This is a genomic window from Pseudoxanthomonas sp. JBR18 (genome assembly GCF_028198165.1).
GTDB lineage: Bacteria > Pseudomonadota > Gammaproteobacteria > Xanthomonadales > Xanthomonadaceae > Pseudoxanthomonas_A.
In genome coordinates this window covers 1,408,042-1,434,158 of the sequence record NZ_CP116339.1, presented here as the reverse complement: position 1 = coordinate 1,434,158, position 26,117 = coordinate 1,408,042, and the positions used below count along the sequence as shown (strand labels likewise).

19 protein-coding genes are annotated in these 26,117 nt (G+C 66.7%); 11 read left to right on the top strand and 8 right to left on the bottom strand.

The window, feature by feature from the left end:
• Positions 1–158 precede the first annotated feature (158 nt).
• The 4 genes from PJ250_RS06560 (at position 159) to zapE (ending at position 5,261) form a co-directional block, all read left to right on the top strand.
• The gene (locus tag PJ250_RS06560; RefSeq protein WP_271647782.1) at positions 159–1,553 is read left to right on the top strand and encodes a DcaP family trimeric outer membrane transporter; all 1,395 of its coding nucleotides are present in this window, start codon (positions 159–161) and stop codon (positions 1,551–1,553) included.
• 15 nt (positions 1,554–1,568) lie between these two features.
• The gene (locus PJ250_RS06555) at positions 1,569–3,230 is read left to right on the top strand and encodes an MFS transporter (protein ID WP_271647781.1); all 1,662 of its coding nucleotides are present in this window, start codon (positions 1,569–1,571) and stop codon (positions 3,228–3,230) included.
• Between the two features lie 259 nt (positions 3,231–3,489).
• Positions 3,490–4,161, top strand: coding sequence for an alpha/beta hydrolase (locus tag PJ250_RS06550; RefSeq protein ID WP_271647780.1), 672 nt, complete (start codon positions 3,490–3,492; stop codon positions 4,159–4,161).
• An 11-nt stretch (positions 4,162–4,172) separates the two neighbouring features.
• Positions 4,173–5,261 carry a cell division protein ZapE gene (gene zapE / locus PJ250_RS06545; RefSeq protein ID WP_333909521.1) on the top strand — a complete coding sequence of 363 codons (1,089 nt, stop codon included), beginning with the start codon at positions 4,173–4,175 and terminating at the stop codon, positions 5,259–5,261.
• A gap of 719 nt (positions 5,262–5,980) precedes the next feature.
• On the opposite strand, the gene PJ250_RS06540 is transcribed toward zapE, so the two are convergent.
• Positions 5,981–7,672 (bottom strand): phosphoethanolamine transferase, encoded by a 1,692-nt coding sequence (locus PJ250_RS06540; protein ID WP_271647779.1) that lies wholly within the window; start codon positions 7,670–7,672, stop codon positions 5,981–5,983.
• On the bottom strand, positions 7,669–8,394 hold the full coding sequence (locus tag PJ250_RS06535) for a phosphatase PAP2 family protein (protein WP_271647778.1): 726 nt from the start codon (positions 8,392–8,394) through the stop codon (positions 7,669–7,671). The genes PJ250_RS06540 and PJ250_RS06535 overlap by 4 nt, the downstream gene beginning before the upstream one ends.
• A gap of 218 nt (positions 8,395–8,612) precedes the next feature.
• Between PJ250_RS06535 and PJ250_RS06530 the strand changes: the two genes are divergently transcribed.
• The 5 genes from PJ250_RS06530 (at position 8,613) to PJ250_RS06510 (ending at position 17,091) form a co-directional block, all read left to right on the top strand.
• Complete coding sequence (locus PJ250_RS06530; protein WP_271647777.1) at positions 8,613–9,308, top strand: response regulator transcription factor; 696 nt, start codon at positions 8,613–8,615, stop codon at positions 9,306–9,308.
• Positions 9,298–10,581, top strand: coding sequence for a sensor histidine kinase (locus PJ250_RS06525; RefSeq protein WP_271647775.1), 1,284 nt, complete (start codon positions 9,298–9,300; stop codon positions 10,579–10,581). The genes PJ250_RS06530 and PJ250_RS06525 overlap by 11 nt, the downstream gene beginning before the upstream one ends.
• A gap of 403 nt (positions 10,582–10,984) precedes the next feature.
• On the top strand, positions 10,985–14,434 hold the full coding sequence (locus PJ250_RS06520) for a hybrid sensor histidine kinase/response regulator (protein WP_271647774.1): 3,450 nt from the start codon (positions 10,985–10,987) through the stop codon (positions 14,432–14,434).
• A 95-nt stretch (positions 14,435–14,529) separates the two neighbouring features.
• Positions 14,530–15,165: an exopolysaccharide biosynthesis protein gene (locus PJ250_RS06515; RefSeq protein ID WP_271647772.1), complete on the top strand. Its 636-nt coding sequence runs from the start codon at positions 14,530–14,532 to the stop codon at positions 15,163–15,165.
• 204 nt (positions 15,166–15,369) lie between these two features.
• Positions 15,370–17,091 carry an ATP-dependent nuclease gene (locus tag PJ250_RS06510; protein WP_271647770.1) on the top strand — a complete coding sequence of 574 codons (1,722 nt, stop codon included), beginning with the start codon at positions 15,370–15,372 and terminating at the stop codon, positions 17,089–17,091.
• 322 nt (positions 17,092–17,413) lie between these two features.
• On the opposite strand, the gene PJ250_RS06505 is transcribed toward PJ250_RS06510, so the two are convergent.
• The gene (locus PJ250_RS06505; RefSeq protein ID WP_271647769.1) at positions 17,414–18,784 is read right to left on the bottom strand and encodes an FAD/NAD(P)-binding protein; all 1,371 of its coding nucleotides are present in this window, start codon (positions 18,782–18,784) and stop codon (positions 17,414–17,416) included.
• 8 nt (positions 18,785–18,792) lie between these two features.
• Positions 18,793–19,716, bottom strand: a complete 924-nt coding sequence (locus PJ250_RS06500) for a LysR family transcriptional regulator (protein ID WP_271647767.1) — start codon at positions 19,714–19,716, stop codon at positions 18,793–18,795.
• Positions 19,717–19,818: 102 nt separating this feature from the next.
• On the opposite strand from PJ250_RS06500, the gene PJ250_RS06495 reads away from it, so the two are divergent.
• A complete protein-coding gene (locus PJ250_RS06495; protein ID WP_271647765.1) occupies positions 19,819–20,634 on the top strand; it encodes a dioxygenase family protein in 816 nt (271 codons plus the stop codon).
• A gap of 128 nt (positions 20,635–20,762) precedes the next feature.
• Here PJ250_RS06495 and cls read toward each other — a convergent pair whose 3' ends face one another.
• The 4 genes from cls to PJ250_RS06475 form a co-directional block, all read right to left on the bottom strand.
• The gene (cls, locus tag PJ250_RS06490) at positions 20,763–22,184 is read right to left on the bottom strand and encodes a cardiolipin synthase (protein WP_271647763.1); all 1,422 of its coding nucleotides are present in this window, start codon (positions 22,182–22,184) and stop codon (positions 20,763–20,765) included.
• Positions 22,185–22,422: 238 nt separating this feature from the next.
• Positions 22,423–22,590, bottom strand: coding sequence for a 50S ribosomal protein L33 (gene rpmG, locus PJ250_RS06485; RefSeq protein ID WP_205956734.1), 168 nt, complete (start codon positions 22,588–22,590; stop codon positions 22,423–22,425).
• Positions 22,591–22,598: 8 nt separating this feature from the next.
• The gene (gene rpmB / locus PJ250_RS06480; RefSeq protein ID WP_014159265.1) at positions 22,599–22,835 is read right to left on the bottom strand and encodes a 50S ribosomal protein L28; all 237 of its coding nucleotides are present in this window, start codon (positions 22,833–22,835) and stop codon (positions 22,599–22,601) included.
• Between the two features lie 215 nt (positions 22,836–23,050).
• Positions 23,051–23,320, bottom strand: a complete 270-nt coding sequence (locus PJ250_RS06475) for a hypothetical protein (RefSeq protein ID WP_271647759.1) — start codon at positions 23,318–23,320, stop codon at positions 23,051–23,053.
• Between the two features lie 544 nt (positions 23,321–23,864).
• Between PJ250_RS06475 and PJ250_RS06470 the strand changes: the two genes are divergently transcribed.
• On the top strand, positions 23,865–25,553 hold the full coding sequence (locus PJ250_RS06470; RefSeq protein ID WP_271648558.1) for a ShlB/FhaC/HecB family hemolysin secretion/activation protein: 1,689 nt from the start codon (positions 23,865–23,867) through the stop codon (positions 25,551–25,553).
• Positions 25,554–26,117: the final 564 nt, after the last annotated feature.

Genomic DNA, 26,117 nt, shown 5'->3' with positions numbered 1-26,117 from the left:
CAACGCAGCAAGCCCGTTAGACCTTGGTCTTAAAGTGAGACGCGTTTCGACCAAAGACGAATGGTTGCGGTCATGGGGCACGCGCAGTCTGCGCCCACGTCCTCGGGGAAAGGACGTTCCAACCGTGTACGACGCGGACTTCCTGGGAGAGAAGGGACATGACCACACGCATCGCTTCGATGTCGCGCCGGCCGCTGACGGCTGCGTTGACGATCGCCTTGCTGCTGCCTGGCGTTGCATTGGCTGACACCAAGAAAGAAAAGGAACTGGAGGCCCGTGTGGCCCAGCTCGAGGCACAGGTCCAGGCGCTGCTCAATGCGCAGCAACAGCAGCAGTCGCAGTTGACCCAGACCCAGGGCCAGGTCACCCAGGCCCAGACCCAGATCGACCAGGTACGCACCTCGGTGGCCACGGCCCCAGCCGGCAAGGCGCCGATTCAGTCCCAGTCCATCGTCTCCGGCGCGATGCCGAACACCACCTTCACCTTCGGTGGCTTCATCAAGTTCGATGGCATGTACACCGACACCTCCGATGGCCGCATCACCGACGGCTCGGCCGGCCGCCTGTTCTACGTCCCGGCCTCCATTCCGGTGGGCGGTGCCGGCGCCGACGGCGGCGATGGCTACACCGACTTCCACGCGCAGTTCTCGCGCTTCAACGTCTCGATGGATACCGTCACCGAGAACGGCGACAAGCTCAAGGCGTACATCGAGGCGGACATGTTCGGTGGCGGCAGCAACACGCTGGCCGGCAACGAGACCTCGACCAACACCTATGCGCTGACCCTGCGTCATGCCTACGTCAGCTGGAACCACTGGCTGGCCGGCCAGACCTGGACCAACTTCATGGCCCCCGAGGCGCTGCCGGACGCGGTGGACTTCCTTGGGCCCACCGATGGCGTGATCTTCGTGCGCCAGGCACAGCTGCGCTATACCAACGGGGGCTTCTCCATGTCCCTGGAGAATCCGCAGACCACCATGAGCGCCTATTTGACCGGTGCGCGCTCCAACTCCGGCGACAACGCGCTGCCGGACCTGACTGCCAAGTGGGCGACCAAGGGCGACTGGGGCAGTTTCAGCGTGGCGGGCCTGTTGCGGCAGTTCAAGTACCTGGACCAGGACAAGAGCGGCGGCGCGCTGAGCGTGTCGGGCAAGCTCAACATGGGCAAGAGCGACGACCTGCGCTTCCAGGTCAATGGCGGCAAGGGCGTCGGCCGTTACATGGCCCTGGGCCTGGCGCCGGACACCGTGCTCGATGCAGACGCCGATCTGCATGTCGAAAACGCCTATGGCGGCTACGTCGCCTGGCGCCACCTGTTCTCGCCGCAGCTGCGCGGCAATCTGATGTATTCGGCCGCGCTGCTGGACAACGACCCGCAGTACACCGGCTACGGCGTGACCGAGCGGTCGCAGTCCTGGCACGCCAACCTGATCTATTCCCCGTTCCCCAAGCTCGACCTGGGTGCAGAACTTACCTGGGGCCGCCGCGATCTCGAAGACGACCGGTCCGGCGACCTCAAGCGCATCCAGACATCCGTGAAGTACAGCTTCTAAAACCCGGAGACCTCCATGGCCACCACTGCTTCTTCGCATTCCTCAGGGGGCACGCTGACCTCCGGCCACAAGCGCGTGATCCTGGCGTCCAGCCTGGGTACCGTGTTCGAGTGGTACGACTTCTTCCTCTATGGCTCGCTGGCGGCGATCATCGCCAAGCAATTCTTTAGCGGCGTCAACGAGACCACGTCCTTCATCTTCGCGTTGCTGGCCTTCGCCGCGGGTTTCTTCGTGCGGCCGTTCGGCGCGGCCTTCTTCGGCAGCCTGGGCGACCGTATCGGCCGCAAGTACACCTTCCTGGTGACGATCCTGATCATGGGCCTGTCCACCTTCCTGGTGGGCGTGTTGCCGTCCTACGCCAGCATCGGCTTTGCCGCGCCGGTGATCCTGATTATCTTGCGCCTGGCCCAGGGTCTGGCCATGGGCGGCGAGTACGGCGGCGCGGCCACCTATGTGGCCGAGCATGCGCCCGCCAACAAGCGCGGGTTCTACACCAGCTTCATCCAGTGCACCGCCACGGTCGGTCTGTTCCTGTCGCTGACCATCATCCTGGCCTGCCGGACCCTGCTGGGCAACGAAACCTTCGAGGCCTGGGGCTGGCGCATCCCGTTCCTGGTGTCGATCATCCTGCTCGGGGTGTCGGTCTGGATCCGCATGCAGCTCAGCGAGTCGCCGCTGTTTCAGCAGATGAAGTCCGAAGGCAAGGGCTCCAAGATGCCGTTCCGCGACAGCCTCAAGGGCGGCAACCTCAAGCTGATGCTGGTGGTGCTGCTGGGCGCCACCGCCGGCCAGGCGGTGATCTGGTATGGCGGGCAGTTCTATGCGCTGTTCTTCCTGACCCAGGCGCTGAAGGTGGATGCCACCACCGGTGCGCTGCTGCTGGCCGGCGCGCTGCTGATCGCCACGCCGTTCTTCCTGTTCTTCGGCTGGCTGTCCGACCGCATCGGCCGCAAGGTCATCGTGCTGGGTGGCTGCCTGCTAGCCGCGGTGCTGTACATGCCGCTGTTCAAGGCCTTGACCCATTACGCCAACCCCGCCATCGAGGAAGCCCGGACCAGCGCCCCGGTGGTCATCCAGGCCGATCCGGAGACCTGCAGCTTCCAGTTCGATCCGGTGGGCAAGAAGTCCTTCACCAGCTCCTGCGACATCGTCGCCACCGCCCTGACCAAGGCCGGCGTGCCGTACTCGGTCAAGGCCGCGCCGCCGGGCACGGTGGCCGCCGTCAACGTGGGCAGCAACCAGATCAACGCCTACGAAGGCGGTGGGCTGTCCAAGGAAGAAAGCAAGGCCAGATCCGATGCGTTCGTCAGCCAGCTCAAAGGCGCCCTGACCTCGGCGGGCTATCCGGAGAAAGCCGATCCGGCGCGGATGAACAAGCCGATGCTGGTGGCGGTGCTGTTCGTCCTGGCTCTGCTGGTGACCATGGTCTATGGCCCCATCGCCGCATGGCTGGTGGAGCTGTTCCCCACCCGCATCCGCTACACCTCCATGTCGCTGCCGTACCACATCGGCAACGGCTGGTTCGGTGGGTTCCTGCCGACGATCTCCTTCGGTTTGGTGGCCGCCACCGGCAACATGTACTACGGCCTGTGGTATCCGATCGGCATCTCGGTCATGACCCTGGTGCTGGGCATGATCTTCCTGCGTGAAACCAAACACGTGGATATCACCAAGTAGACAACTCCCTGGGAGGGGCGCCACGGGCCGGGGCGGAGCACGCCGGCCCACACCGATGCCGGTCCGCGAGGGCCGGCGTCGCTGTGTCCGGGCCCACACGCGTGCTATGGGCTGCCGGGCACCCAGGTGCGTCTCGGTTGCGGGACTGCCCTGATGCACCGGGCGCTGCGTGCCTGGACCACGCAGCGCGCCGCAGTTGGCCCGTCGCCGCGGAGCGCTTGATCGGGCCTGCGCAGGCGTCGGCGTTATCATGGCGCCCATGGCAACCCCCGCATTCCCCAACGCGTCCGGCACCTTGCTGCTGGACGGGCCCGCCGGCGCCCTGGAGGTGGCCGTGGACCTACCCGAGGCCGACGTCCCGGCCGTCCGCGCCATTGCCGTGGTCTGCCACCCCCTGTCCACCGACGGCGGCACCCTGCACAACAAGGTCGTGACGATGGCCGCGCGCGCGCTGCGCGAGCTGGGCATCACGACCGTGCGCTTCAATTTCCGCAGCGTCGGCCAGTCCCAGGGCCAGTTCGACGACGGTGTCGGCGAACAGGAGGACCTGGCCGCGGTGGTCGCCTGGGTCCGCGATCAGCAGCCGGACAAGGTGCTGTGGCTGGCCGGATTCAGTTTTGGCGCGTACGTTTCGCTCAAGGCCAGCGCCGCACTGCAGCCGCAGGTGCTGGTCTCCATCGCGCCGCCGGCGGGACGCTGGGATTTTTCCGGGATCCAGCCGCCGTCGCGCTGGCTGGTGGTGCAGGGCGACGCCGACGAGGTAGTCGATCCGCAGGCCGTCTACGACTGGCTGGAGGAGATCGGCGACCAGGCCCCGCATACGCTGGTGCGCATGCCCGACACCAGTCACTTCTTCCATCGCAAGCTGATCGACCTGCGCGGCGCCATTGAGCACGCGGTCAAGGGCTGGCTGCCGGCGGCGGGCGCGTGAGCGCGCCGCAGGTGGACCTGCTGCCCTCGCAACGGTATGCGCAGGGCGCCAAGGCCGGCCAATGGAGCGATGACCGTGCCCAGCATGCGGCGCTGGCCGAGCTGGACCGCATCCACGCGGCCCTGTGCGAGGAGGAGCAGGACGGCTTTCTGGACCGCCTGTCGGCGCTCTGGAAGAAGCCCGCCCCGGTCAAGGGCTTGTACTTCTGGGGTGGCGTGGGCCGCGGCAAGACCTTCCTGGTCGACCTGTTCTACGACGGCCTGCCGGTGCGCCAGAAGCATCGCACCCACTTCCACCGCTTCATGCGCGACATCCACGAGCGCCTGCGTGAGCACGCTGGGCAGAGCGATCCGCTGGCGCGCATCGCCCAGGAGTGGAAGGACTCGCTGCGGGTGCTGGTGCTGGACGAGTTCTTCGTCACCGACATCGGCGATGCGATGCTGCTCGGGCGCCTGCTGGAGCGCCTGTTCGCCCAGGGCGTGACCCTGGTGACCACCTCCAATACCGCACCGGAGAATCTCTACAAGGACGGCCTGCAGCGCGAGCGTTTCCTGCCGGCCATCGACACCCTGGTCAAGCACTGCAAGGTGCTCTACGCCGAAGGCGAGCAGGACTATCGCCTGCGTGCCCTGACCCGCTCGCCGGTATACCGCGCGCCGCTGGATGCCGGGGCCGAGGCGTGGCTGGCCCAGCGCTGGGAGGAGCTGGCCGGCGCGCCGGCGCAAGGCGGGGAGATCCAGGTCGACGGGCGCGCGATCGCCCTGCGCGGGCGGACCCAGGACCTGGCGTGGTTCGACTTCGCCGAGCTGTGCGAAGGCCCGCGTTCGACCACCGACTACATCGAGCTGGCGCGGGAGTTCCAGACCCTGGTGATCGGCGGCATCCCGACCTTCGACCGGCTCAACGAAGACGCCGCGCGCCGCTTCGTCAACCTGATCGACGAGGTCTACGACCGCCACGTCAAGCTGGTCTGCAGCGCGAACGCCTCGCCCGTGGCGCTGTATTCGGGCACGCGTCTGGCCGGGGCGTTCGAGCGCACGGCTTCGCGCCTGATCGAGATGCAGAGCGCCGAGTATTTGGGGACGCCGCATCGGAGCTGATACGGCGCAGGCTTGCCTGTGCCTGTGCCTGTGCCTGTGCCTCTGAGCCGTTGTTGTCGCTTTGGTTGTTGCATGTGCTCTTCGCTTTCCCTGTCTGAGCCGTAAAGCGAGCCGAGCATCGCAGGAAGACGGGGCCGAAGAGGCGCCCTGTTTGAGCGCAGCGAGTTTGGGCGACGTGCCCTGGCTTCCGAGAAGCAAAGGGGACCGCCGCGTAGCGGCGGCGAGTGTCCGGCGAGTAACGGTTTTGCTTCCTTTTGCCAAGACAAAAGGAAGTCGCGCCTGAAGGGCGTGAAAGCTCTTGATCCTGCTTAAAGCTTTTCACTTTTGAGCAAACCCATTGCTCGGGTGCGCTTGATGAGTGGAGAAAAAGGCATCGCACCTGCGGCGCGACAAGTGCAAGGCTTTCGCGCCCTGCAGGCGCGAGTGACTTTTGTCGCGGCAAAAGTCACCAAAACCGCGACTCGCCGGACGCGCGCCGATGCTGCGCATCGGTGCCCTGCGCTCCTCGCAAAGCAGGGCACGGCGCCCAAACTCGCTGCGCTCAGACAAGGGCGCCTCTTCGGCCCTGCTTCGCTGCGGTGCTCGGCCCGCTTTACGGCTCAGACAGGGGAAGCAAAGCGCAAAAGCAGAAGCTGTCGAGCAACGGCAACGGCAACGGCAACGGCAACGGCAACAGCAACAGCAACAGCAACAGCAACAGCAACAGCAACAGGATTGAGCTACCGGCTTGCTACCACCTTGCCTCGGCACGGCGCAAACAGGTCCCGGGATGGATCGTAGAGCGAGGTCTTCACGTCCAGCAGGCCCAGCACCGAGGGAAACAGGTTGTCGTGGCCGACCCGCTCGCCCGCGCGCTGGCGCAGGCACTGCGTGTCCAGTCCCTCGTCATGGGCGAAACCCTCGCCGAACCACATGATCATCGGGATGTGGGTCTGCTCTTGCGGGGCGATGGCGTAGGGCACGCCGTGCAGGAACAGCCCCTTCTCGCCCAGCGATTCGCCGTGGTCGGACATGTACACCAGCGCGGTGTCCACATCGGTGCGGGCCTTGAGCTGGTCGATCAGGCTGGCCAGGACGTGGTCGGTGTAGCTCAGCGCGTTGTCGTAGGCGTTGACGATGTCCTGCTGGGAGCAGCGACCCAGGTCGGCGTTTTGGCAGGCCGGGGTGAAACGCGCGAACTGAGGCGGATAACGGTCGTAGTAGCTGGGGCCGTGATTGCCTAGCATGTGCAGCACCAGGACCCGGTCGGCGCTGCTGCCCTTGGCCATGGCGAGCGCGCCGTCCAGATCTTTGAGCAGGATGCCGTCCCAGCAGCGCTCGGTGTTGCACAGGTCCGGATCCTTCGCGTTGGTCACCGACTGGGTCGGTAGGCCATCGCACACGCCCTTGCAGCCGGCCTGGTTGTCGCGCCACACCACGCCGATGCCGGCGTGGTCGAGCACGTTGAGCAGCGACTGGTGTTGGCGGATCCGCTTCTCGTCATAGTCGTGGCGGCCCCACGGCGAGAACATGCACGGCACCGAGACTTCGGTGGCGGTCCCGCAGGAGTGGGCATCGGGGAAGTTGATCACGTCGGCCTTGCGAAGCGCTGGCGTGGTGTCGCGCGCATAGCCGTCCAGGCCCCAGTTCTTGGCGCGCGCGGTTTCGCCCACCACGATCACCAGCAGGCGCGGCCGGGCGCCGGCCGGCCGGGCCGCCACCTGGACCGCGTCGGTGCCGATGGGCAGCTTGGGCTGCTTCTCCCCCGGCGGGCCGGCCACGCTGACATTGATCAACGAAATGATCCAGTTGCCCGGCGTGGCCAGATACCGCAGGTCGTGCTGGTTGCGCATCAGCGCCGACAGCGGCTGATAGCCGGCCATGGCCGCCGCGCCGGTGGCGATCAGCGCGCCGGCCAGCAGCGCACTGCGCGCTGCGAGCGCGCGCGGCCACGGGCGCCGCTTCAGGCGCACCCACCACAGCAGCGCCACCGGGATGCCGCCCAGGAGCAGCGGGATCAGCAGCGACCAGGTGATCAGTTCGGAAGACTCGCGCCGGTCGGTGGCCAGCACGTTGCGGATCATGTCCGGATCCAGGTACAGGCCGAACTTGACCATGAAGTGCGAGGCAAATGCAGTGACCAGCAGCACCACCGTCAGCAGCGGCTTGGCCGTCCAGCGGTTGACCACCAGGCCCAGCAGCAGGGCATGCAGGGCGACCAGCAGCACCAACAGGGCCAGGGCCATCCCCCACTGCCGATCCAGCGAGCTGATCGCCGCCGACCAGAAGCGAGCGTTGCTGAACACCGCGAAGTACAGGCTGGTCACCAGTACCAGCGTCTCGCTGGACACCGCGGGCCAACCGTCCTGCCAGAAGCGGGTGCCTTTCACAGCGGCGGCGGGCGGATGGGTGGCGGTGGAGCGGGAGCTCATGTACGCGTGTTCCAGGAGGGCAGCATGAAGCGCTGCACGAGCCGTGCCATACACCAGCAGGTGGTGGCCGCGGCGATGTCATGGGAGAGGAAATGCGCGCCGCGCAGCTGCTGGCCGATCCCGAAGGCCAGGCCGATCATCGCGCCGATGGCCAGCCCGAACCAGCCCAGCCGAGGCCGGACCGCGCCCAGGCCGAAGAACAGCGCCAGCCAGCCGTAGCCGGCGCTCGCATGGCCGGCCGGGAAGCAACGGCCGGGTCCATAGGCGGCCGGACGCGCCTGCAACAGCTCGATGTAGGGGTGGGCGCCGCCGTAGCGGGCCAGGTCCCAGGGGCAGTCCACCAGCGTCCAGCCCTTCATCCAGGACACCAGCAAGGGCCCGGCTACCGTGGCGACCAGCAGGTAGTTCAGCGGTTTGCCCCAGGTCCGGGCGGCAGGCTTGCGGACCAGATAGATCCGGACCGCCGCCAGCGCCAGCCAGGCCACCACGTCCAGCCGCTTGCCCCACTGGTGGACCAGCGTTTCGGTCGCCCAGGCGTGCTCCAGCGCCCACCGCCCGCCCTCCCAGGCGTAGAGGTGATCAGCCAGCCACAGATCCCCGCCAGCGCTCTGCAACAGCGCAATGGCCACGGCTGCCGCACACAGCGGGCCCCACAGCAGGAGATCGGGATGGAGACGTGGAACGCTGGACGCACGCGCCCGGACCAGAACGGTATTGGACATGGCAAGGCAGACGGCTCACCGGAAACGCCACCATGCTGGACATTCCGCTGTCGGAGCACCGTCGGAGCGACGTTGGCCGCGCTTAACCAATCAAGTCACGTGTGGCTATGGGAACATGGGCGCCGGCGCCGGTTCCCACGGGATTCCGACAGCCCGCGCGTGCAAAATCCGCCTCGCGTGGGCTGCCCGCGCCGCCACCTGTGCAGGAGGATGCGGCCATGCGGCTGCTGGTCATCGAAGACAATCGCAATCTCGTCGCCAACCTGTTCGACTATTTCGAACCGCGTGGGCATGCCCTGGATGCCGCCCCGGATGGGGTGACCGGCCTGCATCTGGCCACCACGCAGACCTTCGATGCGGTGGTCCTGGACTGGATGCTGCCGCGCATGGATGGCCGCGAGGTGCTGCATCGTTTGCGCGCCGAGCACGCCAGTGACGTGCCGGTGATCATGCTGACCGCGCGCGACGAGCTGCCCGACAAGATCGACGGGTTCCGCACCGGGGCCGATGACTACCTGACCAAGCCGTTCGCCATGCAGGAGCTGGAGGTGCGCCTGGAGGCGCTGCTGGCCCGGGCCAAGGGGCGCAACCGGCGCCGGGTCCTGCAGGTCGGTGACCTGACCCTGGATCTGGCCACCCTGGAAGCCCATCGCGCCGGCCGCGCGCTGCATCTGTATCCGGCCTGCCGCAAGGTCCTGGAAGTGTTGATGCAGGCCAGTCCGGCAGCGGTGACCCGGCAGCGCCTGGAATATGCGCTGTGGGGCGAGGAGCCGCCGGACGGGGACATGCTGCGCTCGCATATCTACGAGCTGCGGCGCAGCGTGGATGGTCCGTTCGACACCAAGCTGATCCAGACCCTGCCGCGGGTGGGCTATCGCATCGATGCGGGAACGGCGCCGGCCGATGGCGCGTAGAAGCTCGCTGCGCGCGCGCCTGCTGCGCTGGGCCCTGCTCTACCTGGTGGTGGTGACCGCGGCGGTGGTCATGGGCGGGGAGGTGGTTAACGAACACGCCGAGCGTCAGGTCTGGCGCTCGCTGATGCGTTCGGACATGCAGCACTTCGTGGACCGCAGGACCGCCGACCCGCGCTACAACTGGATCGACGACCCGGCCGAGCGCATGTACTTCCTGCAGACCGATCCCGACGTGCCGACCGATCTGGCCAGGCTCAGTCCAGGCCTGCACGACGACTTCGAGATCGGCGGGGTCGAACACGTGGTGCTGGTTCAGGACACCTCCCTGGGGCGCTTGGCCCTGGCCCTGGATCTGACCCGCTTCGAGGGGGTGGAAGGCTCGGTAACCGCGGTCACCATCGGTACCGCGGCGGCGGCCATCACCGTCTTCGGCCTGGTCATGGCCTGGGGCCTGGGCCGCGCGGTCCGACCATTGAGCGCGCTGGCCGGCGAGATCGTTCGGCTGCGGCCGGATGAGGGGACCGCGCGCATCGCCGTGGCCGACGACGCCAGCGAGGAACTTCGTGTGATCGGCGATGCCTTCAACGACTACCTGGAGCGCAACGCCCGCTTCGTCGAGCGCGAGCGCGCTTTCATCGACAGCGCCAGCCATGAACTGCGCACGCCGGTGGCGGTGATCGCCGGTGCCAACGAGTTGGCCCTGGAGCAGCCGGACCTGCCGCCCGCCGCCCGCCAGCCGCTGTTGCGGGTGCGCCGCACCGCACGCAATGTCGAGCAGTTGATCTCCCTGCTGCTGGTCCTGGCCAAGGATCCCTCGCGCCTGAACCGCAGCGCCGACGTGGTCGCGCTGGAGGACCTGCTGCCTGAGGTCGTGGCCGACCATCAGCACCTGACCGAGGGGCGTGACCTGGAGCTGGTCGTCGCGCCCCTGCAGCCCTGCGCGATCCGCGCGCCGCTGGCCATCGTCCAGGCCGCGGTCGGCAACCTGCTGCGCAACGCCGTGGAAAACAGCGACCGCGGCCGGATCGAGGTGGGCCTGGAGCCCGAGGCCACCGTCGTCATTCGCGACCCCGGGCACGGTATGTCGCCGGAAGAGATCAGCGCGGTCTATGGCCGGCTGGCGCGTGGCGGGGGCGGGCGAGACGGGGGCGGCATCGGCCTGGACCTGATCGCCCGGCTGAGCGAGCACCTGGGCTGGCGCATGCAGATCGAGTCCGATCCGGGGCGTGGCACCGTGGCGCGGTTGAGCTTCGCTCCGGCGCAGGTGGGCTGAATACCGCCTGCGATGCGGGTGTCGCCGCATGCGTTGCCGCTGCGCGGCGGTTGATGGCGTTGCCCTGTCCGGTCCGGCCAGCGTGATCGCGCCTTGCAGGATGACGGTGCTCCGCTCCGCGCCTTGCCGCGCCCGACGCTCCAGGCCATACAGCAAACCCTCAGAAAGCGGCGCGCACGGGCCTTGGCGTCGGTAACCGCCGACACGCAGGCGCGACCGCGCCTGCCCGACCCGTTCGCCAGGCGAGCCGGACGGCGCAGGCGTTCTTCAGTCCACGTCGATGCATCGCGATGCGGGCATGGCGGCCCGAGTGTCGCGTGCGTGCGCTGACAGCGGCAACGTACACTGGCCCGCCTTGCCGGGAGGTGCCACGGCGGCCCGGCGGCCATCAGGAAGAGAGACCATGATTTCAGGCTGGGTCCTGCTGGGGATCTCCGTCGGCTATGCCGCAGTGTTGTTCGGCGTGGCCTGGCTGGGTGATCGCTACCCGCTCTATCCCAACCGCAGCTGGCTGCGTCCGATCATCTACTCGGCCGCGCTGGCGGTGTACTGCTCGTCGTGGACCTTCTACGGCGCGGTGGGCACGGCCGAGCGCCATGGCTTGAGCTACCTGCCGATCTACCTGGGCCCGTTGCTGCTGATGCTGTTCGGCTGGCGCATCATCGAGCGCCTGGCGCTGGTGGCGCGTAGCCACAACATCGTCTCCATCGCCGACTTCATCTCCTCGCGCTACGGCCGCTCGCGCCGGCTGGCCGCGCTAGTCACCCTGATCGCGCTGTTCGGCGTCATTCCCTACCTGGCGCTGCAGTACAAGGCGGTGGCCATGAGCCTGGGCGTGCTGACCGGGTACAACCCGGAGGCCACCGGCTTCTTCCACGATCCGGCCCTGTACGTGGCCCTGCTGATGGCGCTGTTCGCCGCGCTGTTCGGGACCCGCCAGGTCGATGCCACCGAGCACCATCACGGCATGATGGCCGCGCTGGCCTTCGAGTCGGTGGTCAAGCTGGTGGCCCTGGTCGCGGTGGGCTTCGTGTCCTGGCGTTGGCTGGGCGCGCGCGAGCATCCGCTGGGGGAGGCCGCGCGCACGCTATTCGAAAATCAGCCGCCGGTGGGCTTCTTCACCCAGACCCTGCTGGGCTTTCTGGCCATCCTGTGTCTGCCGCGCCAGTTCCAGGTGGCGGTGGTCGAGTGCTGCGACGTGGGCGACGTGCGCCGCGCGCGCTGGATGTTCGCCGGCTACCTGGTGATCATCTCGCTGATGGTGGTGCCCATTGCCACCGCCGGCGTGGAGCTGTTTGGCGGTCGCGGCGCGCAGGCCGGGGATACCTACGTGCTGGCCCTGCCAATGGCCATGGGCCACGACAAGCTGGCGATGGCCGCGTACATCGGCGGCTTCTCTGCGGCAACCGGCATGGTGATCGTGGCCAGCATCGCCCTGGCCACGATGATCAGCAACGACCTGGTCATGCCGATCCTGCTGCGCCGCGGCTGGGGCGAGCGCCACGACGCCGCCGACATGGCCACCCGCGTGCTGTGGATCCGCCGCGCCGTCATCGTGCTGCTGGCCCTGGGCGCCTACGCCTACCACCGCGGCAGCAATGGCGACAGCACGCTGGCCAGCTACGGCCTGATCGCCTTCGCGGCGGTGGCGCAGTTCGCGCCTGCGCTGATCGGCGGCCTGTACTGGCGGGGCGCCAGCCGCCACGGCGTGGAGTTGGGCATGGCGGTGGGCTTTGCGGTGTGGGGTTACACGCTGCTGCTGCCGACCCTGTCGGCCTCGGGCTGGCTGGGGCCGGAATGGTTGCGCACCGGGCCGTTCGACATCAGCTGGCTGCGCCCGCAGCAGCTGTTCCACCTGTCCGGCTGGGATCCGCTGACCCACGGCACGTTCTGGTCCCTGCTGCTCAATGCGGCCACGATGATGATCGTCTCGGCGCGTTGGCGACCCAGCCTGGACGAGCGCCTGCGCATCGTGCCGTTCCTGGATCCGTATGCGCAGCGGCGCGCGCTGATCGCCAGCGAGTGGCCGGGCAACGTGCGGGTGGCCGACCTGATGTCCCTGGCCCAGCGCGTGGTTGGCGAACGCCATGCCAGCCGCGCCTTCACCGAGCAGGCCGAGGAGCTGGGCCGCGAGCTCAAGCTCGATGCCAACGCCGACCGTGCCTGGGTGCAGTTCACCGAGCGGCTGCTGGCCTCGGCCATCGGCGCGGCCTCGGCGCGGCTGGTGCTGACCAGCGTGCTGCGCGGCTCGGGCATGGAACTGGGCGAGGTGGTCGCGGTGTTGGACGAGGCCGGGCAGGAGCTGCGCTTCAACCGCGAGATCCTCTCCTCCACGCTGGAGAACATCAGCTCCGGGGTCAGCGTGGTCGACCACGAGATGCGCCTGGTGGCCTGGAACCGTCGCTACCAGACCATGTTCGGCTACCCCGAGGGCATGCTCTACGTCGGCCGCCCCGTGGCCGATTTGATCCGCTACAACGCGGAAAAGGGCGAGCTGGGCGACGGCGATGTGGAGGAGCAGGTCAGCAAGCGCATCGGCTACATGCGCGCGGGCAGCCCGCATGTGTTCGAGCGCGTGCGCAGCGATGGCCAGGTGATCGAGATGCGCGGGCAACCGTTGCCCGGCGGCGGCTACGTGACCAGCTACAACGACGTCACCGAATTCAAGCGCGTCGAACAGGCGCTGTTGCGCGTCAACGAAACCCTGGAGCAGCGCGTGGCCGAGCGTAGCCAGGAGGCAGAGGCCGCGCAGCAGTCCAAGACCCGCTTCCTGGCGGCCATCAGCCACGACGTGCTGCAGCCCCTCAACGCCGCGCGGTTGTTCACCTCGGCCCTGCGCGAGAGTGGCGGGGATCCCGCCGAGCAGGTACGCCTGGCCGAGCGCGTGGACGCCTCGCTGCGCGCGGCCGAGGAACTGCTGGACGGCTTGCTGGATGTCTCGCGCATGGACGCCAATCGCCTGCGCACCGAACTGACCGACTTCGACGCGGCCGAGTTGCTGCGCGAACTGGCCGCCCAGTACGCGCCTGTCGCCGGCAACCGCGGCCTGCAGCTGCGCGTGCATACCCGCGCCAGCGCGCCGGTGCGCAGCGACCGCCGCCTGTTGCGCCGCGTGTTGCAGAACTTCATCGCCAATGCGCTGCGCTACACGCGCTCGGGACGCATCGTGCTGGGCATGCGCGGCCGCGGCGCGCTGCTGGAACTGCAGGTGTGGGACACCGGCCCGGGCATCCCGCCCCAGCACATGCGTCAGATCTTCGATGAGTTCCAGCGCTACCAGCAGCCCTTCGACTGGGGCGAGCAGGGCCTGGGGCTGGGCCTGTCGATCTGCCAGCGCATCTCCCGCGTGCTCGATGCGCCGCTGGATGCGCGTAGCAACGTCGGCATGGGCAGCATGTTCTCCATCACCGTGCCGCGCGCGGCCGCCGTCAGCGCCCCGGCCGTGCGCCAGCGGCGCCCACCGGCCAGCGATTCACTCACTGGCCTGAAGGTGCTGTGCGTGGACAACGACCAGGAGATCCTGGACGGCATGCGCGTGCTGCTGGGCCGCTGGGGCGTGGAGGTGGTCAGTGCCAGCACGGTGGACGCCGCGCTCGAGCGCGTGGTCGCCGACGCGCCGGCGGTGATGCTGGTCGACTACCACCTGCACGATCGCTTGGAAGGCCTGGATACGCTCGATGCGCTGCGCGCCGCCAGTCCGAAGCCCATTGCCGGGGCCTTGCTCACCGCCGATGGCCGCGATGAGCTCAAGGTCGAGGCGCGCGAGCGCGGCTACCGGCTGCTGACCAAGCCGGTCAAGCCGGCCTCGCTGCGCTCGTTCCTGGCCGCCCACAGCGAGCGTCGGCACGCCTGATTGAACGCAAGCCCCCATCCGATCGGTGCCTGACAGCGCCGACATCGGCCTTCGGGCTAGGCTCAGGCGCCTCCCTCACCACACGTTCCTCGCGCATGTCCTCGACCGCCTCGGAGCAGACGCTGGGCGACCAGCTGCAGCACGCCATCGATCGCCTCCCGCCGGACCAGCTCAGCCTGGATGCGCTGCTGGAGCAGTTCGGCCCACAAGGCCTGTTGATGCTGACCGCGCTGCTGACCCTGGTGTTCCTGATCCCGGTGTCCATCCCCGGGGTGAGCACGGTGTTCGGCGCGGGCATCCTGCTGGTGGGCGTCTCGCGGCTCTTGCGCCGCCCACCGTGGCTGCCGGCCCGCCTGCGCCAGCGTCAGCTGCCGGCAGACCGGCTACGGGCTGCACTGACGCGCGGCCTGACCTGGGTCGGCCGCCTGCAGAAGATCAGCCGCCCGCATCGCCTGCCCGGGCTGGTCGATCCACGCCCGGCGCAGATGCTCAACGATGCCGGACTGGTCCTGGGCGCCGTGCTGTTGATGGCCCCGTTCGGCTTCGTGCCCTTCAGCAACACCCTGCCCGCCATCGCGCTGCTGCTGCTTGCCATCGGCCTGATGCAGCGCGACGGCGTGGCGGTGCTGCTCGGCCACCTGATGAACCTGGCCAGCATCGTGTACTTCGGCGTGCTGATCGGCGGCGGCGGGCTCGCGATTCGGGAGATGTGGGGGCGGGTGATGGGGTGAGGGCGCTGCTTGTCGACACGTCGTAACAGGGAAGCTATGCCTTAAGCCGCTCCTCTTCTTGTGAAGTCAACTAGATTGGTTGGCAAGTCCTTCGCAGATATCCACATTAGATAAACGCCCCGCATCCCATAGACTTAAGCGACACAGCGCTGAGTTGGCGCACGGGACAACAGGGGAACAGGGATGCCAATTACAAGCGCTAAGGTGAAGGGATACAGCTGTTTCACAGGAGACTGGTGCGGGTTCGACAAGTTCGTTCCGATAACGGTGATCATCGGAAGGAACAATACCGGCAAGTCTCAGCTGCTAAATCTGGTAAGGAACATGTGCGAGGGCAGCCACTCTCGCCAGGCCCGCGAGGGTTCCTTCTTGCTTGAGGGAATCATCACCGAAGACGATTTGCGCCCATTCTTCCCGCGCCACCACAGTGGCGGAGCTATGAATGGTGATCACTGGAGTGACAACGGACTATTTTTTGTCGACACACCTGTTAAATGGTCGAAGGACTCAGAGGTTGAGATTCTAGAGACACAGCCACGTAGCACAAATGTTTATGGTAACCGTGTGAGCTATCACCCAGGTCAGGGCGCATTGCACGGGCTTAAGCAGGCACTTTCGCGGATCGCCACCCCATTCGACAGCAAAAGATTTCTTCATCTGATGGCAGATCGCGACATTCGCCCGGAGATTGCGGAATCCAGCCTTAAGCTCTGGCCTGACGGTCGCGGGGCGACCAATATCATTCGCGACCACTTGATCAACGCCGGGAAGATCTCGGTTAGCCGCCCGATCATTCAAAATGAGCTTCGCAAAGCCCTGAGCCAGATCTTCGGACCTGATGGGGAGTTCTTGCAGATCTTCATCCAGCAGCACGACCAAGACTCGGGAGCTGCTTCGGCTGGGCAGTGGGAAGTATTTTTAGAGGAGCAGCGCAAAGGATTGATCCCGCTCACCAACTCAGGCAGCGGGCTGAAGACCGTGATCCTGGTGCTCCTGAATCTCTTGTTGATTCCAAAGATCGAGAACCGTTCGCCGTCGGATTACGTCTTTGCCTTCGAGGAACTAGAGAACAATCTCCATCCCTCACTTCTTAGACGACTCCTCAAGTTTATCGATGCTTTCACGCAAGAGCATCAATGCTTCGTGTTCTTCACAACCCACTCTAGCGCCACGTTAGACCTATTTAGCCGCGCCGAGCACGCCCAGTTCGTCCGGATCTCCCATGATGGGGAGAGCGCAAGCACTCAAACCATCGACAAGTTCTTCGATCGAGCTCACGTGCTAGGAGAGCTTGGCGCGAAGGCCTCTGACATCCTTCAGGCCAATGGCATTATCTGGGTGGAGGGTCCATCAGATGCGATCTATATAAACCACTGGATCGAGATTTTTTCTGGCGGAGAGCTGCTTGAAGGCCGCGATTACGCCTGCGCGTTCTATGGCGGCTCATTGCTCGCCAGGACGACACTCGCGGCCCCCGGGGCTGAAGAAGATGGCTTGATCAACCTAATTCCACTCAATCGGAACGTCGCATTGATCTGCGATAGCGATCGGTCATCTAGTGCTGCGCGCCTCAAACCCCGTGTGAGAAAGGCCCAGCACGCAGTTAAGAATATACCTAACGCTGCGATTTGGATCACGGCGGGCAAGGAGATCGAAAGCTATTTGCCTGGAGCCGTTCTTTCAGCTGCACTCGGTAAGCCTAGCGCTGCCGATCCTGATCAATATGCCCTGTTCTTCCCCAGTACCAAGAAGGCGGCTAAGGGAAAGTCATATCTGGAAAGTGAGCTTGGGCTTCAGGCGGTAGATAAAGTTGAGCTGGCTATCGCAGCGCGCCCTCATATGACCAAAGAGGTGATGGAAAATCGTTTGGATTGGGGCAATCAGATGATTGTCCTCACAAATGCCATTCGGAAGTGGAATGAGTGAAAGCGATGACCTGGCAGCACGTGTGAGAGTTCGATCTAGTCCGAATGTGCGGCAGTTGATAGAAAATACATGTTTCTGCTTGTGTGCGAAGCGGGCGCATCTAGCCAACTCTTCGTCGCTTGCTCTTAATGCCACTTTATAGGGCTGGAGGCGATTCGCGATGAGCGCCCAGGATCCTGAATTTTCGAAGGATGCTAGGAACGCAAAGGTTTGCCTGGGGGGGCGGGTCAATCCCGCGCTGCAAAGGTGGCCTAGATAGCGTTGGATATCATGCTGTTTGAGCCATTCTCGGCGGTTGTGCAGAGCCTTAGCTCTAGCAACATCACTGCGCCAACACTAACGCCGCAATCCCCTCCGCCTGCCCCCGCAGCTCCGGGATCGCCAGCGATTCCCATAGAGTGCCGATGCGCAGGCTGCCCAGGGCGAACAGCCCGCGCTGTGCGTGGCCGTTGGCGTCGCGCAGACGGCCGTCGGGGGCGGTGTCCAGGCCGATACCGTGGGGGCCGGGGCGGGCGAGGCCGCGGCCGATCAGTTCGGTCAACAATGGGTTGCTCATGGCCTGGATGCGCAGCTCCACACCGGTGGCGTTGATGACGTGTTCTACGTCCAGCGCGAGTACCTGTCCGACGCGGCCCTGTCCCCGCAGCTGCACGCAGCGCTCGCCGGCGATGGCCGTTGCCAGGCGCGCGCGATGGCCCTGCAGTTGGCCGCGTGCCATCGCGGCCATCAGCTGCTGGTGGATGGCCGGGGCGATACGATGACGATGCACGTCCCACAGGCGCACGACATGGCGCAGGAAGCGGCGCTGGTCGTCGGCCGACAGCGTGGTCCACAGACGCTGCACGTGTGGGCGCAGGGCATCGATCACCGACTGCCACGGTACGCTGCGAGCCTGGGCATCGGCGACCTCCTGCCGGAGCGCGCGCATGCGCGCCCGCAGTGGCAGCGCGGCGAAGACGTCGATGTCCAGTGCATGGGCGGGCTGTCCGTCCACGTGCGGCAGCGGCATCAGCCCATGGCGCGAGACCACGTGCAACGGCCCGGCGTGACCAGCGCTGAGCAGGGCCATGGCGGCATCGACCATGCTCAGGCCGGAACCAACGATGCACACCCGCGCTTCGGGCGCGATGCGTTCGATTGCGGGGATGTCCCAAGCTTCGACCCGCCGCCCGGCCGGTAGCGATGACGCGCCGCGCGCCGGCAGCGGACGCGGCGCATTGCCGGTCGCCAGCACCACGGCCGCAGCCTGCAGTGTGGTGCCGTCGGCCAAAGCGAGCACAAAGCCGTCGTCGGCCTGCTCCAGCCCGAGCGCACGCACGCGCAGGTGGATCAGCGTGGCCTGGCTCGCTTGCTGCGCCTGGGCCAGACGCGCGGCCAGATACGCGGCGAAGCGCCGACGCGGCTGGAAGCTGGCCGCCAGCGCCTCGCGCGGGGTTTCGGCCATGTCGTGCTGCAGCCAGTCCACGAAGTCGCCCGGCACCGCGTTGAAGGCGCTCATGCCGCCGGCGCGGACATTGAGCACATGCTCGGCGTGCTCGGTAGCGTGTGCGCCACCGCGCCCCAGGCCAGGGCGGGGTTCGAGGATGGCGATGCGCAGCGGACCGTTGGCCTGGCGCAGCACGTGGAGCGCGGTCAGCGTGCCGGCAGCGCCACCACCGATGATGGCAATGTCCTGTGGGGGCAGGGAAGGCATGGGAGGTCCTAGGCGGCCTGGGTGAGGCCGGAGGCAGGGCGCGGACAGGTGTTCTCAAAGGTCTCGACCAGGAAGTCGATGAAGCTGCGCACCTTGGGTGCCAGGTGACTGCGGCTGGCGTAGACCGCGTAGATGCGCACGGCGGGCACCTGGTACTGCGGCAGCAGGCGCACCAAGCGGCCATCGGCCACCGCCTCGCCGACGATGAAGTCCGGCTGCAGGGTGATGCCCATTCCCGCGATCGCCGCTTCGCGCAGCAGGTCGCCATTGTTGGCGCGCATGGACTCGCGCACGCGGACGCTCTCCTCGCCGTCGGGTCCATGTAGGCGCCATTCGTCGCCGCCGGTCCAGTAGCGGTAGCCCAGCACCTGGTGGCTGGCCAGCTCAGACAGGCGTTGCGGCGTCCCGGCCTGGCGCAGGTACGCCGGCGCGGCGCACAGCATGATCTGCGCCTCGGCCAGCGGCCGGGCAATCAGCGAGGGCGCGGGCTCGCGGGTGATGCGGATCGCCACGTCGTAGCCTTCCTCGACCAGGTCCACCAGGCGGTCGGACAGATCCACATCCACGACCACCTGCGGATGCAGGCGCGAGAACCGGGTGACCAGGTCACCCAGGCGGGCGATGCCGAAACTCACCGGGGCGTTGACCCGCAGCGTGCCCGAGGGTTCCAGGGTCTGGGCGGTGAGCGCCGCCTCGGTGGCTTCGAACTCGGCCAGCAGCTTGAGGCAGCGCTCGTGGTAGGTGGCCCCGGCGCTGGTCAGGCTGACATGGCGGGTGGTGCGGTTGAGCAGGCGCGTGCCCAGGCGCTGCTCCAGCCAGGCGACGTGGCGGGTGACGCTGGGGGTGGACATGTCCAGGGCGTCGGCCGCGGCGGAAAACCCGCTGCGCTCGACCACCGTGGCGAAGACCCGCATGGCCTCAAGCGTGTCCATTGTTTCTGCCTCCGCAACAAATTCTGGCTTCGCGCGCAGTTTATCCCTTGGGTTGGCGGGAATACGCTGCAGCACTTTCTTCGTGCTGGAACAGACCCTGCCATGAACGCATCCGCCCGCCTGCCCTCGCTGTATATCTCGCACGGCTCGCCGATGACCGCGCTCGACCCCGGGCAGGTGGGCCAGCGCCTGGCCGAACTGGCCCGCGACCTGCCCCGGCCCAAGGCGGTGGTGATCGCCTCGGCGCACTGGCTGGCCCGCGCGCCGCTGGTGGGCAGCGCGGCCACGCCGGAGACCATTCATGACTTTGGCGGGTTCCCGCAGGCGCTGTTCGACATCCAGTATCCGGCGCCGGGCGCACCGGAGGTGGCGCTGCGCGTGGCCCAACTGCTGGACGCGGCCGGGCTGCAGCCGCACATCGATCCGCGGCGCGGCCTGGACCACGGCATGTGGGTGCCACTGCGCCTGCTCTACCCGGACGCCGACGTGCCGGTGGTGCCGCTGTCGATCCAGCCCCTGGCTGGCCCGGCACACCAGCTGGCCGTGGGCCGCGCACTGGCACCGCTGCGCGAGGAGGGCGTGCTGGTGATCGGCTCGGGGAGCATCACCCACAACCTGCATGATCTGCGCAATTACGGCGAAGGCCGACAGGCGCCTTACGTGCGGCCGTACATCGATTGGGTCGAGCGCACGCTGGCAGCCGGCGATGTCGATGCACTGTTGGACTATCGGCGGCGTGCGCCGGGGGCCGAGCAGGCCCATCCCACCGACGAGCACTGGCAGCCGATCTATGTGGCGATGGGCGCGGCGGGCGACACGTTTCGCGCCACGCGCATCGATGCGGGTATCGATATGGGCTTTCTGGCGATGGACATCTACCGCTTCGACGATGCCCAGCCGGACTGGGCGGCGGCCTGAGCACGCTGCAGTGATCCGGGCGCTGCATGCGACCGCCATGCGACCTCCCGCACGCGCGTGGGTCGCATGACGCGGCTGGGCTTGCTGGCGTGGGGTGCGGTGCGCCTGGCGACTGCCAGCACGTCGGCTTAGATAAACGAATCGGCCAGCCGTGCGATGCCTTCGCGGCTGCGCTTCCAGGCCGGTCGCTGGTTCCAACGTTCCAGCGTCAGCACCTCCGCTTCGGCCAGGTACTCGGCTTCGATCCTGCGCATGCTGGCCACCACGCCAGCGTCGTAGCAGAGCATGCCCACCTCGGCGTTGAGGGCGAAGGAGCGGATGTCCAGGTTCATCGAGCCGACCAGCGCCATGTCCTCATCCACGCTCAGGTGCTTGGCGTGCAGGAAGTGCGGGCGGTAGTGGGCGATCTTGACGCCCGATTCGAGCAGCTCGCCGTAGTAGGACTCCTGCGCCCAGGCGGTCAGGCGCTGGTTGTTGCTGGCTGACAGGATCAGCTGCACGTCCACGCCGGAGAGCGCGGCGATGCGCAGCGCGCTCAGGGTGCCGTCGTCGGGCACGAAGTACGGCGTGGTCAGCACCAGTTTGCGCTGGGCCAGGTGGATCAATGCGCACACCACGTCGCGCGCATTGGAGAACGGATAGGCCGGCCCGCTGGGCAGCAGTTGCGCGGCCACGTTGGACTCGCGCACCGGCGTGGTCACGATCACGTCCAGGCGCTCGCCGGTCTCCAGGTACCAGTCGCTGGCGAAGATGGCCTCCAGGTGCGAGACCGCCGGGCCCTCCACGCGCGCGACCAGTTCGCGGTTGGGGTGGCCGCGCACGAAGGCGCCCGGATCGGCCAGGTTCTGCGAGCCGATGTAGCCGGCGCGGTTGTCGATCACCGCCACCTTGCGGTGGTTGCGCAGGTCGATGCGCCCGCTGCGCCGCCAGCGCAGGCCGCCGGGCAGCAGTTCCTGCACCCGCACCCCGCCGGCGCGCAGGCGCGTGGCGTAGGCGCGCATGCCACGCTTGGCGCCCACCGCGTCGAGCATCAGCCGGCATTCCACGCCGCGCGCGGACGCCTGCAGCAGGGCATGGCAGACCATATCCCCGACCCGGTCGTCGAACATCAGGTAATACAGCAGGTGCACGCGGTCCTGCGCGGTGGCGATGTCCTCCAGCAGGGCGCGCAGGGAGGCCTCGTAATCGTCCAGCAGGGTCACCGCGTTGCCGTGGGTGGGCATGAAATCGCCCAGGCGCTCGACCAACGGGACCATCTCGGTATCGGCGCCGTCGCCGGCCGGGTGCCAGCGCAGCTCGCCCAGGGGCTTTTGTTCCTCACGGATCAGCTGCGAGGCCTCGGCCTGGCGCCGGATGCGTTCGCGCGACAGCCACGGGTGGCCGAACAGCAGGTAGAGCGGCAACCCGGCCAGGGGGACGAAGAACACCAGCAGCAGCCAGCTGCGCGCTGCCGCCGGCGTGGTCCGGGAGGGAATCCACGCCAGCGCAGCCAGGCGGATCACCCAGTCCAGGATCAGCAGCCAGCTGCCGATGGAGGACGGCTCGGTCATCGAAGTCTCGGTGATCGGGTCAAGGTCCGGATTGTGACAAGGCTTTCGTCGATCGGATAGCGGAGCCTTGCCGTCATGCGCTTACTTGACGCGGCGGTCATGCGGATCAGGCCGGAAGGCCTTGGAATCGCCACGAAAAAGCCCGCCTTGCGGCGGGCCTTTTCTTGAGGCGCTGGATCCCCGCTTTCGCGAGAATGACGCCATGGCAAGGGCGGGTGCCAGCACCCGCGCCGTTGCGTCACTTGATCTTGCCTTCCTTGTAGATCACGTGCTTGCGCACGACCGGGTCGTACTTGCTCATTTCCATCTTGCCCGGGGTGTTCTTCTTGTTCTTGTCGGTCGTGTAGAAGTGACCGGTGCCTGCCGAAGAAATCAGGCGGATCTTGTCGCGCTTGCCTGCCATGATGATTCTCCTTAGATCTTCTCGCCGCGCGCACGCAGCTCAGCCAGAACGGAGTCGATCCCGTTCTTGTCGATGGTGCGCAGGGAGTGCGCGGAAACCTTCAGCTTGACCCAGCGGTTCTCGCTGGCGACCCAGAAGCGACGCTCGTGCAGGTTGGGCAGGAAACGGCGGCGGGTCTTGTTGTTGGCGTGCGAGACGTTGTTACCGGTCATCACTCGCTTGCCGGACACTTGGCATACGCGGGACATCTGTGCACCTCGATGAAATTGAATCGCCCATAGCCTGGGAGATGGCGGCCCCGGCCAATGCCGCGGAACGCGTCAAAGGCCATGCGATACGGGAATGATCCGCTGCCGGGCGGGCCGGAAATCGCGCTTCCTGACCCTGATCCGGCGGGAGCCGGACGCAGCGAGCCGCGCATTATGTGGATAAATTCGCCGGCGCGCAAGCGCCTGCCGGGCGCTCAGCTTTGTGCCGGACGGTGCGCTTCGGCGCTCACGCAGTTGCCAGGGCATGCGTCCAGGCGCTGCAGGGGACCATCCGGGCCCTTGGCCGGCATGGGCAGGACGCGTTCGGTCGCGCGGTCCAGGGGTGCGGCGTCCCCGGCGGTGAGGCGCGCGTCCTGGATATCCGAGACACCCGCCGTGCCAGCGGTTCCGCCAGCATCGCTGAGCAGGGTCCCGATTCCGAGACCCAGGCCGAAAAACAGCGTGGAGCTCATCAAACGCATCATGGCGCGCATCCAGCAGCCGGTGGACGGCCAGCATCCCGCCGGCGGCGTGCCCGATGCGTGACGGCAGGGCTGAACAGGGGCGGCGGCGAATGCGACTTCCGCGAAGGGGCCATGCGCTTGGCCCCCCGGGGCGGCGGACAAGATCGAGCTGGCTTCCTAGGGGCGTGGTTGGTGTCGTCCGGAGGTGCAATGCGGCTTCGGGAGGTGCTTTGCATTCCTTCCGAACCAAGTGCTGGCTCTTCGACCAGTGGTTCAATGAAGCGCTGCGTTACCTCGACTCACTCGCTACGGCAGCTGTTCAACGCCATGCGGCAGGATTTGTGACGCAACCCGCTCTTTGGAATATGCAAGGGTCGTCTCGGACAATCTAAGTGCCGTTTCGAGGCTTTTTCCTACATTTTGCCCGGGGCATCTCCGTTAAGATGATGTTAGGGGACTGGTGCGGAGCACCGGTTGAAGTAGTTCAAGACGAGCTAGGCGGTACGTTGTGGTGGATACAGGGGATGTAGGACCGGCGCGCTTGCGTGCCGTGTGGTGTGCGGCGCTGCTTGCGGTTTCGACTGGGCAAGCACTGGCACAGCAGGCGAATGATCCAGCTGCGCAGGAGATCCTTCGGCAGCAGGAGCGCGAGCGACAGCTTCGTGAGCAGCAGGAGTCACGTCCGGACGTGCGCCTTGAGCGCCCAGCGGACGATGGCGTCGAACGGCTGCCTGCTGACGAGACGCCGTGCTTCCCGATCGCGCGCATCGCGCTGAGCGGCGCGCAAGCCGATGACTTTCGCTGGTCGCTGAAGGCGGCCGATCCGAAGGCCGATCCGGCCACCGGGCGCTGCCTGGGGACTGCCGGCATCAATCTGGTCATGAAGCGCGTGCAGAACGCGCTGATCGAGCGGGGCTATGTCACCAGTCGCGTGCTGGCCGCTCCGCAGGACCTCAAGCAGGGGACCTTGACGCTCACGTTGGTGCCGGGGCGCGTCCATGCGACCCGCTTCGTCGACCTTGCGGCGGCACATACGACGCTCGCCAACACGCTGCCGGTCCGTCCAGGAGAGCTGTTGAACCTGCGCGACATCGAGCAGGGCCTGGAAAACCTGCAGCGCGTGCCGACGGTCAGCGCCGATATCAAGATCGAACCTGCCGAAGGCGCAGAGACAGGCCCGGGGCAGAGCGATCTGGCCATCGCCTGGCAGCAGCGTTCGCGCCTGCGCGCAAGCCTCAGCTTGGACGATGCCGGGAGCAAGGCGACCGGCAAGCTGCAGGCCAATGGCACTGCGTCCCTGGACAACCCGCTCGGCGTCAGCGACCTGTTCTACATCAGCCTTGGCAAGGGTGTCTTCAATGCTGCGGGCAAGGAGACCGACAGCTGGACGGCTCACTACGATGTGCCTTACGGCTACTGGTTGTTCGGCCTGACCGGGAGTGCTTACGACTACCACCAGGCCGTCGCCGGTGCGATCGAGAGCTATGAATACAGTGGTCGCAGCCGAAATGCCGAAGTGCGCATCGATCGTCTGCTGTTTCGCAATGCCACCATCAAGTTTGGCGTCTATGCACGCGGATGGTGGAAGCAGTCCAAGAACTTCATCGACGACACCGAGATCGAGGTACAGCGTCGCCGGACCGCGGGCTGGGAGCTGGGGCTCACCCATCGGCAGTTCCTGGGCTCGACCACGCTGGACGCGGGACTAACGTACCGGCGCGGCACTGGCGCTTTCCAGGCGCTGCACTCGCCCGAGGAACTCGCGCATGACTTCGACCCGCAGATTCCTTTGCAAGGCACCTCGCGCCTGAAGCTGATCACCGCCGACGCACAGGTGACCGTCCCGTTCCAGCTGGGGCAACAGCGTCTGCGCTACACCGCGGGCTGGCGCGCGCAATGGAATCGCACCCCTCTGACTCCCCAGGACCGTTTCGCGATCGGTGGGCGCTACACGGTCCGTGGCTTCGACGGTGAGCTCTCATTGAGCGGCGATCGGGGTTGGCTGCTGCGCAACGACCTCAGCGTGGCGCTAGGTGGGGGTTTCGAGGCGTATCTCGGCGCGGACTACGGTCACATCGGCGGCCCATCTGCGCAATACCAGGCCGGTGATGCGCTGGCTGGCATGGCCATCGGCTTGCGCGGCGGTTGGCAGCACGTCTCGATGGACGTGTTCGCCGGCGCACCTCTGAACAAGCCCAACAACTTCTCGACGGCCTATACGACCGCCGGCTTCAGCCTGTCGTGGCGCTACTGATTGCACAAGGAATCGTGAAATGAATCGGATCTATCGTCTGGTCTTCAACCGCGCCCTGCGGGTCTGGCAGGTCGCCTCCGAGCTGGTGACCGCACGGGGCGCAAGCGTCCGCGTCGCTGATGCGGGCCGTCCTTGCGCCTCGCTCTCCCGCCTGCGGTTTGCCATGTTCTGTGCGCTGGGATGGGTCAGCGTCATTGGAACAAGCCACGCGCAGACGACCGGTCGCATCATCGGAGATCCGGCAGCCCCGGGCCATGAGCGGCCGCAGGTGCTGACCGCGCCCAATGACGTCCCGGTGGTCAACATCGCAACGCCGTCATCGGCGGGTGTCTCGCGCAATCGCTATTCGCAGTTCGACGTCGGTCATGAGGGCGCGATCCTCAACAACGCCCGTGACCAAACCCAGACCCAGCTCGGTGGCTGGGTGCAGGGCAATCCCTGGCTGGCCACGGGCTCAGCCAAGATCATCCTCAACGAGGTCAACGGGCCGGCCAGCCAGCTCAATGGCTATGTCGAGGTCGCTGGGCAGCGCGCGGAAGTGGTCATTGCCAACCCGGCAGGCAT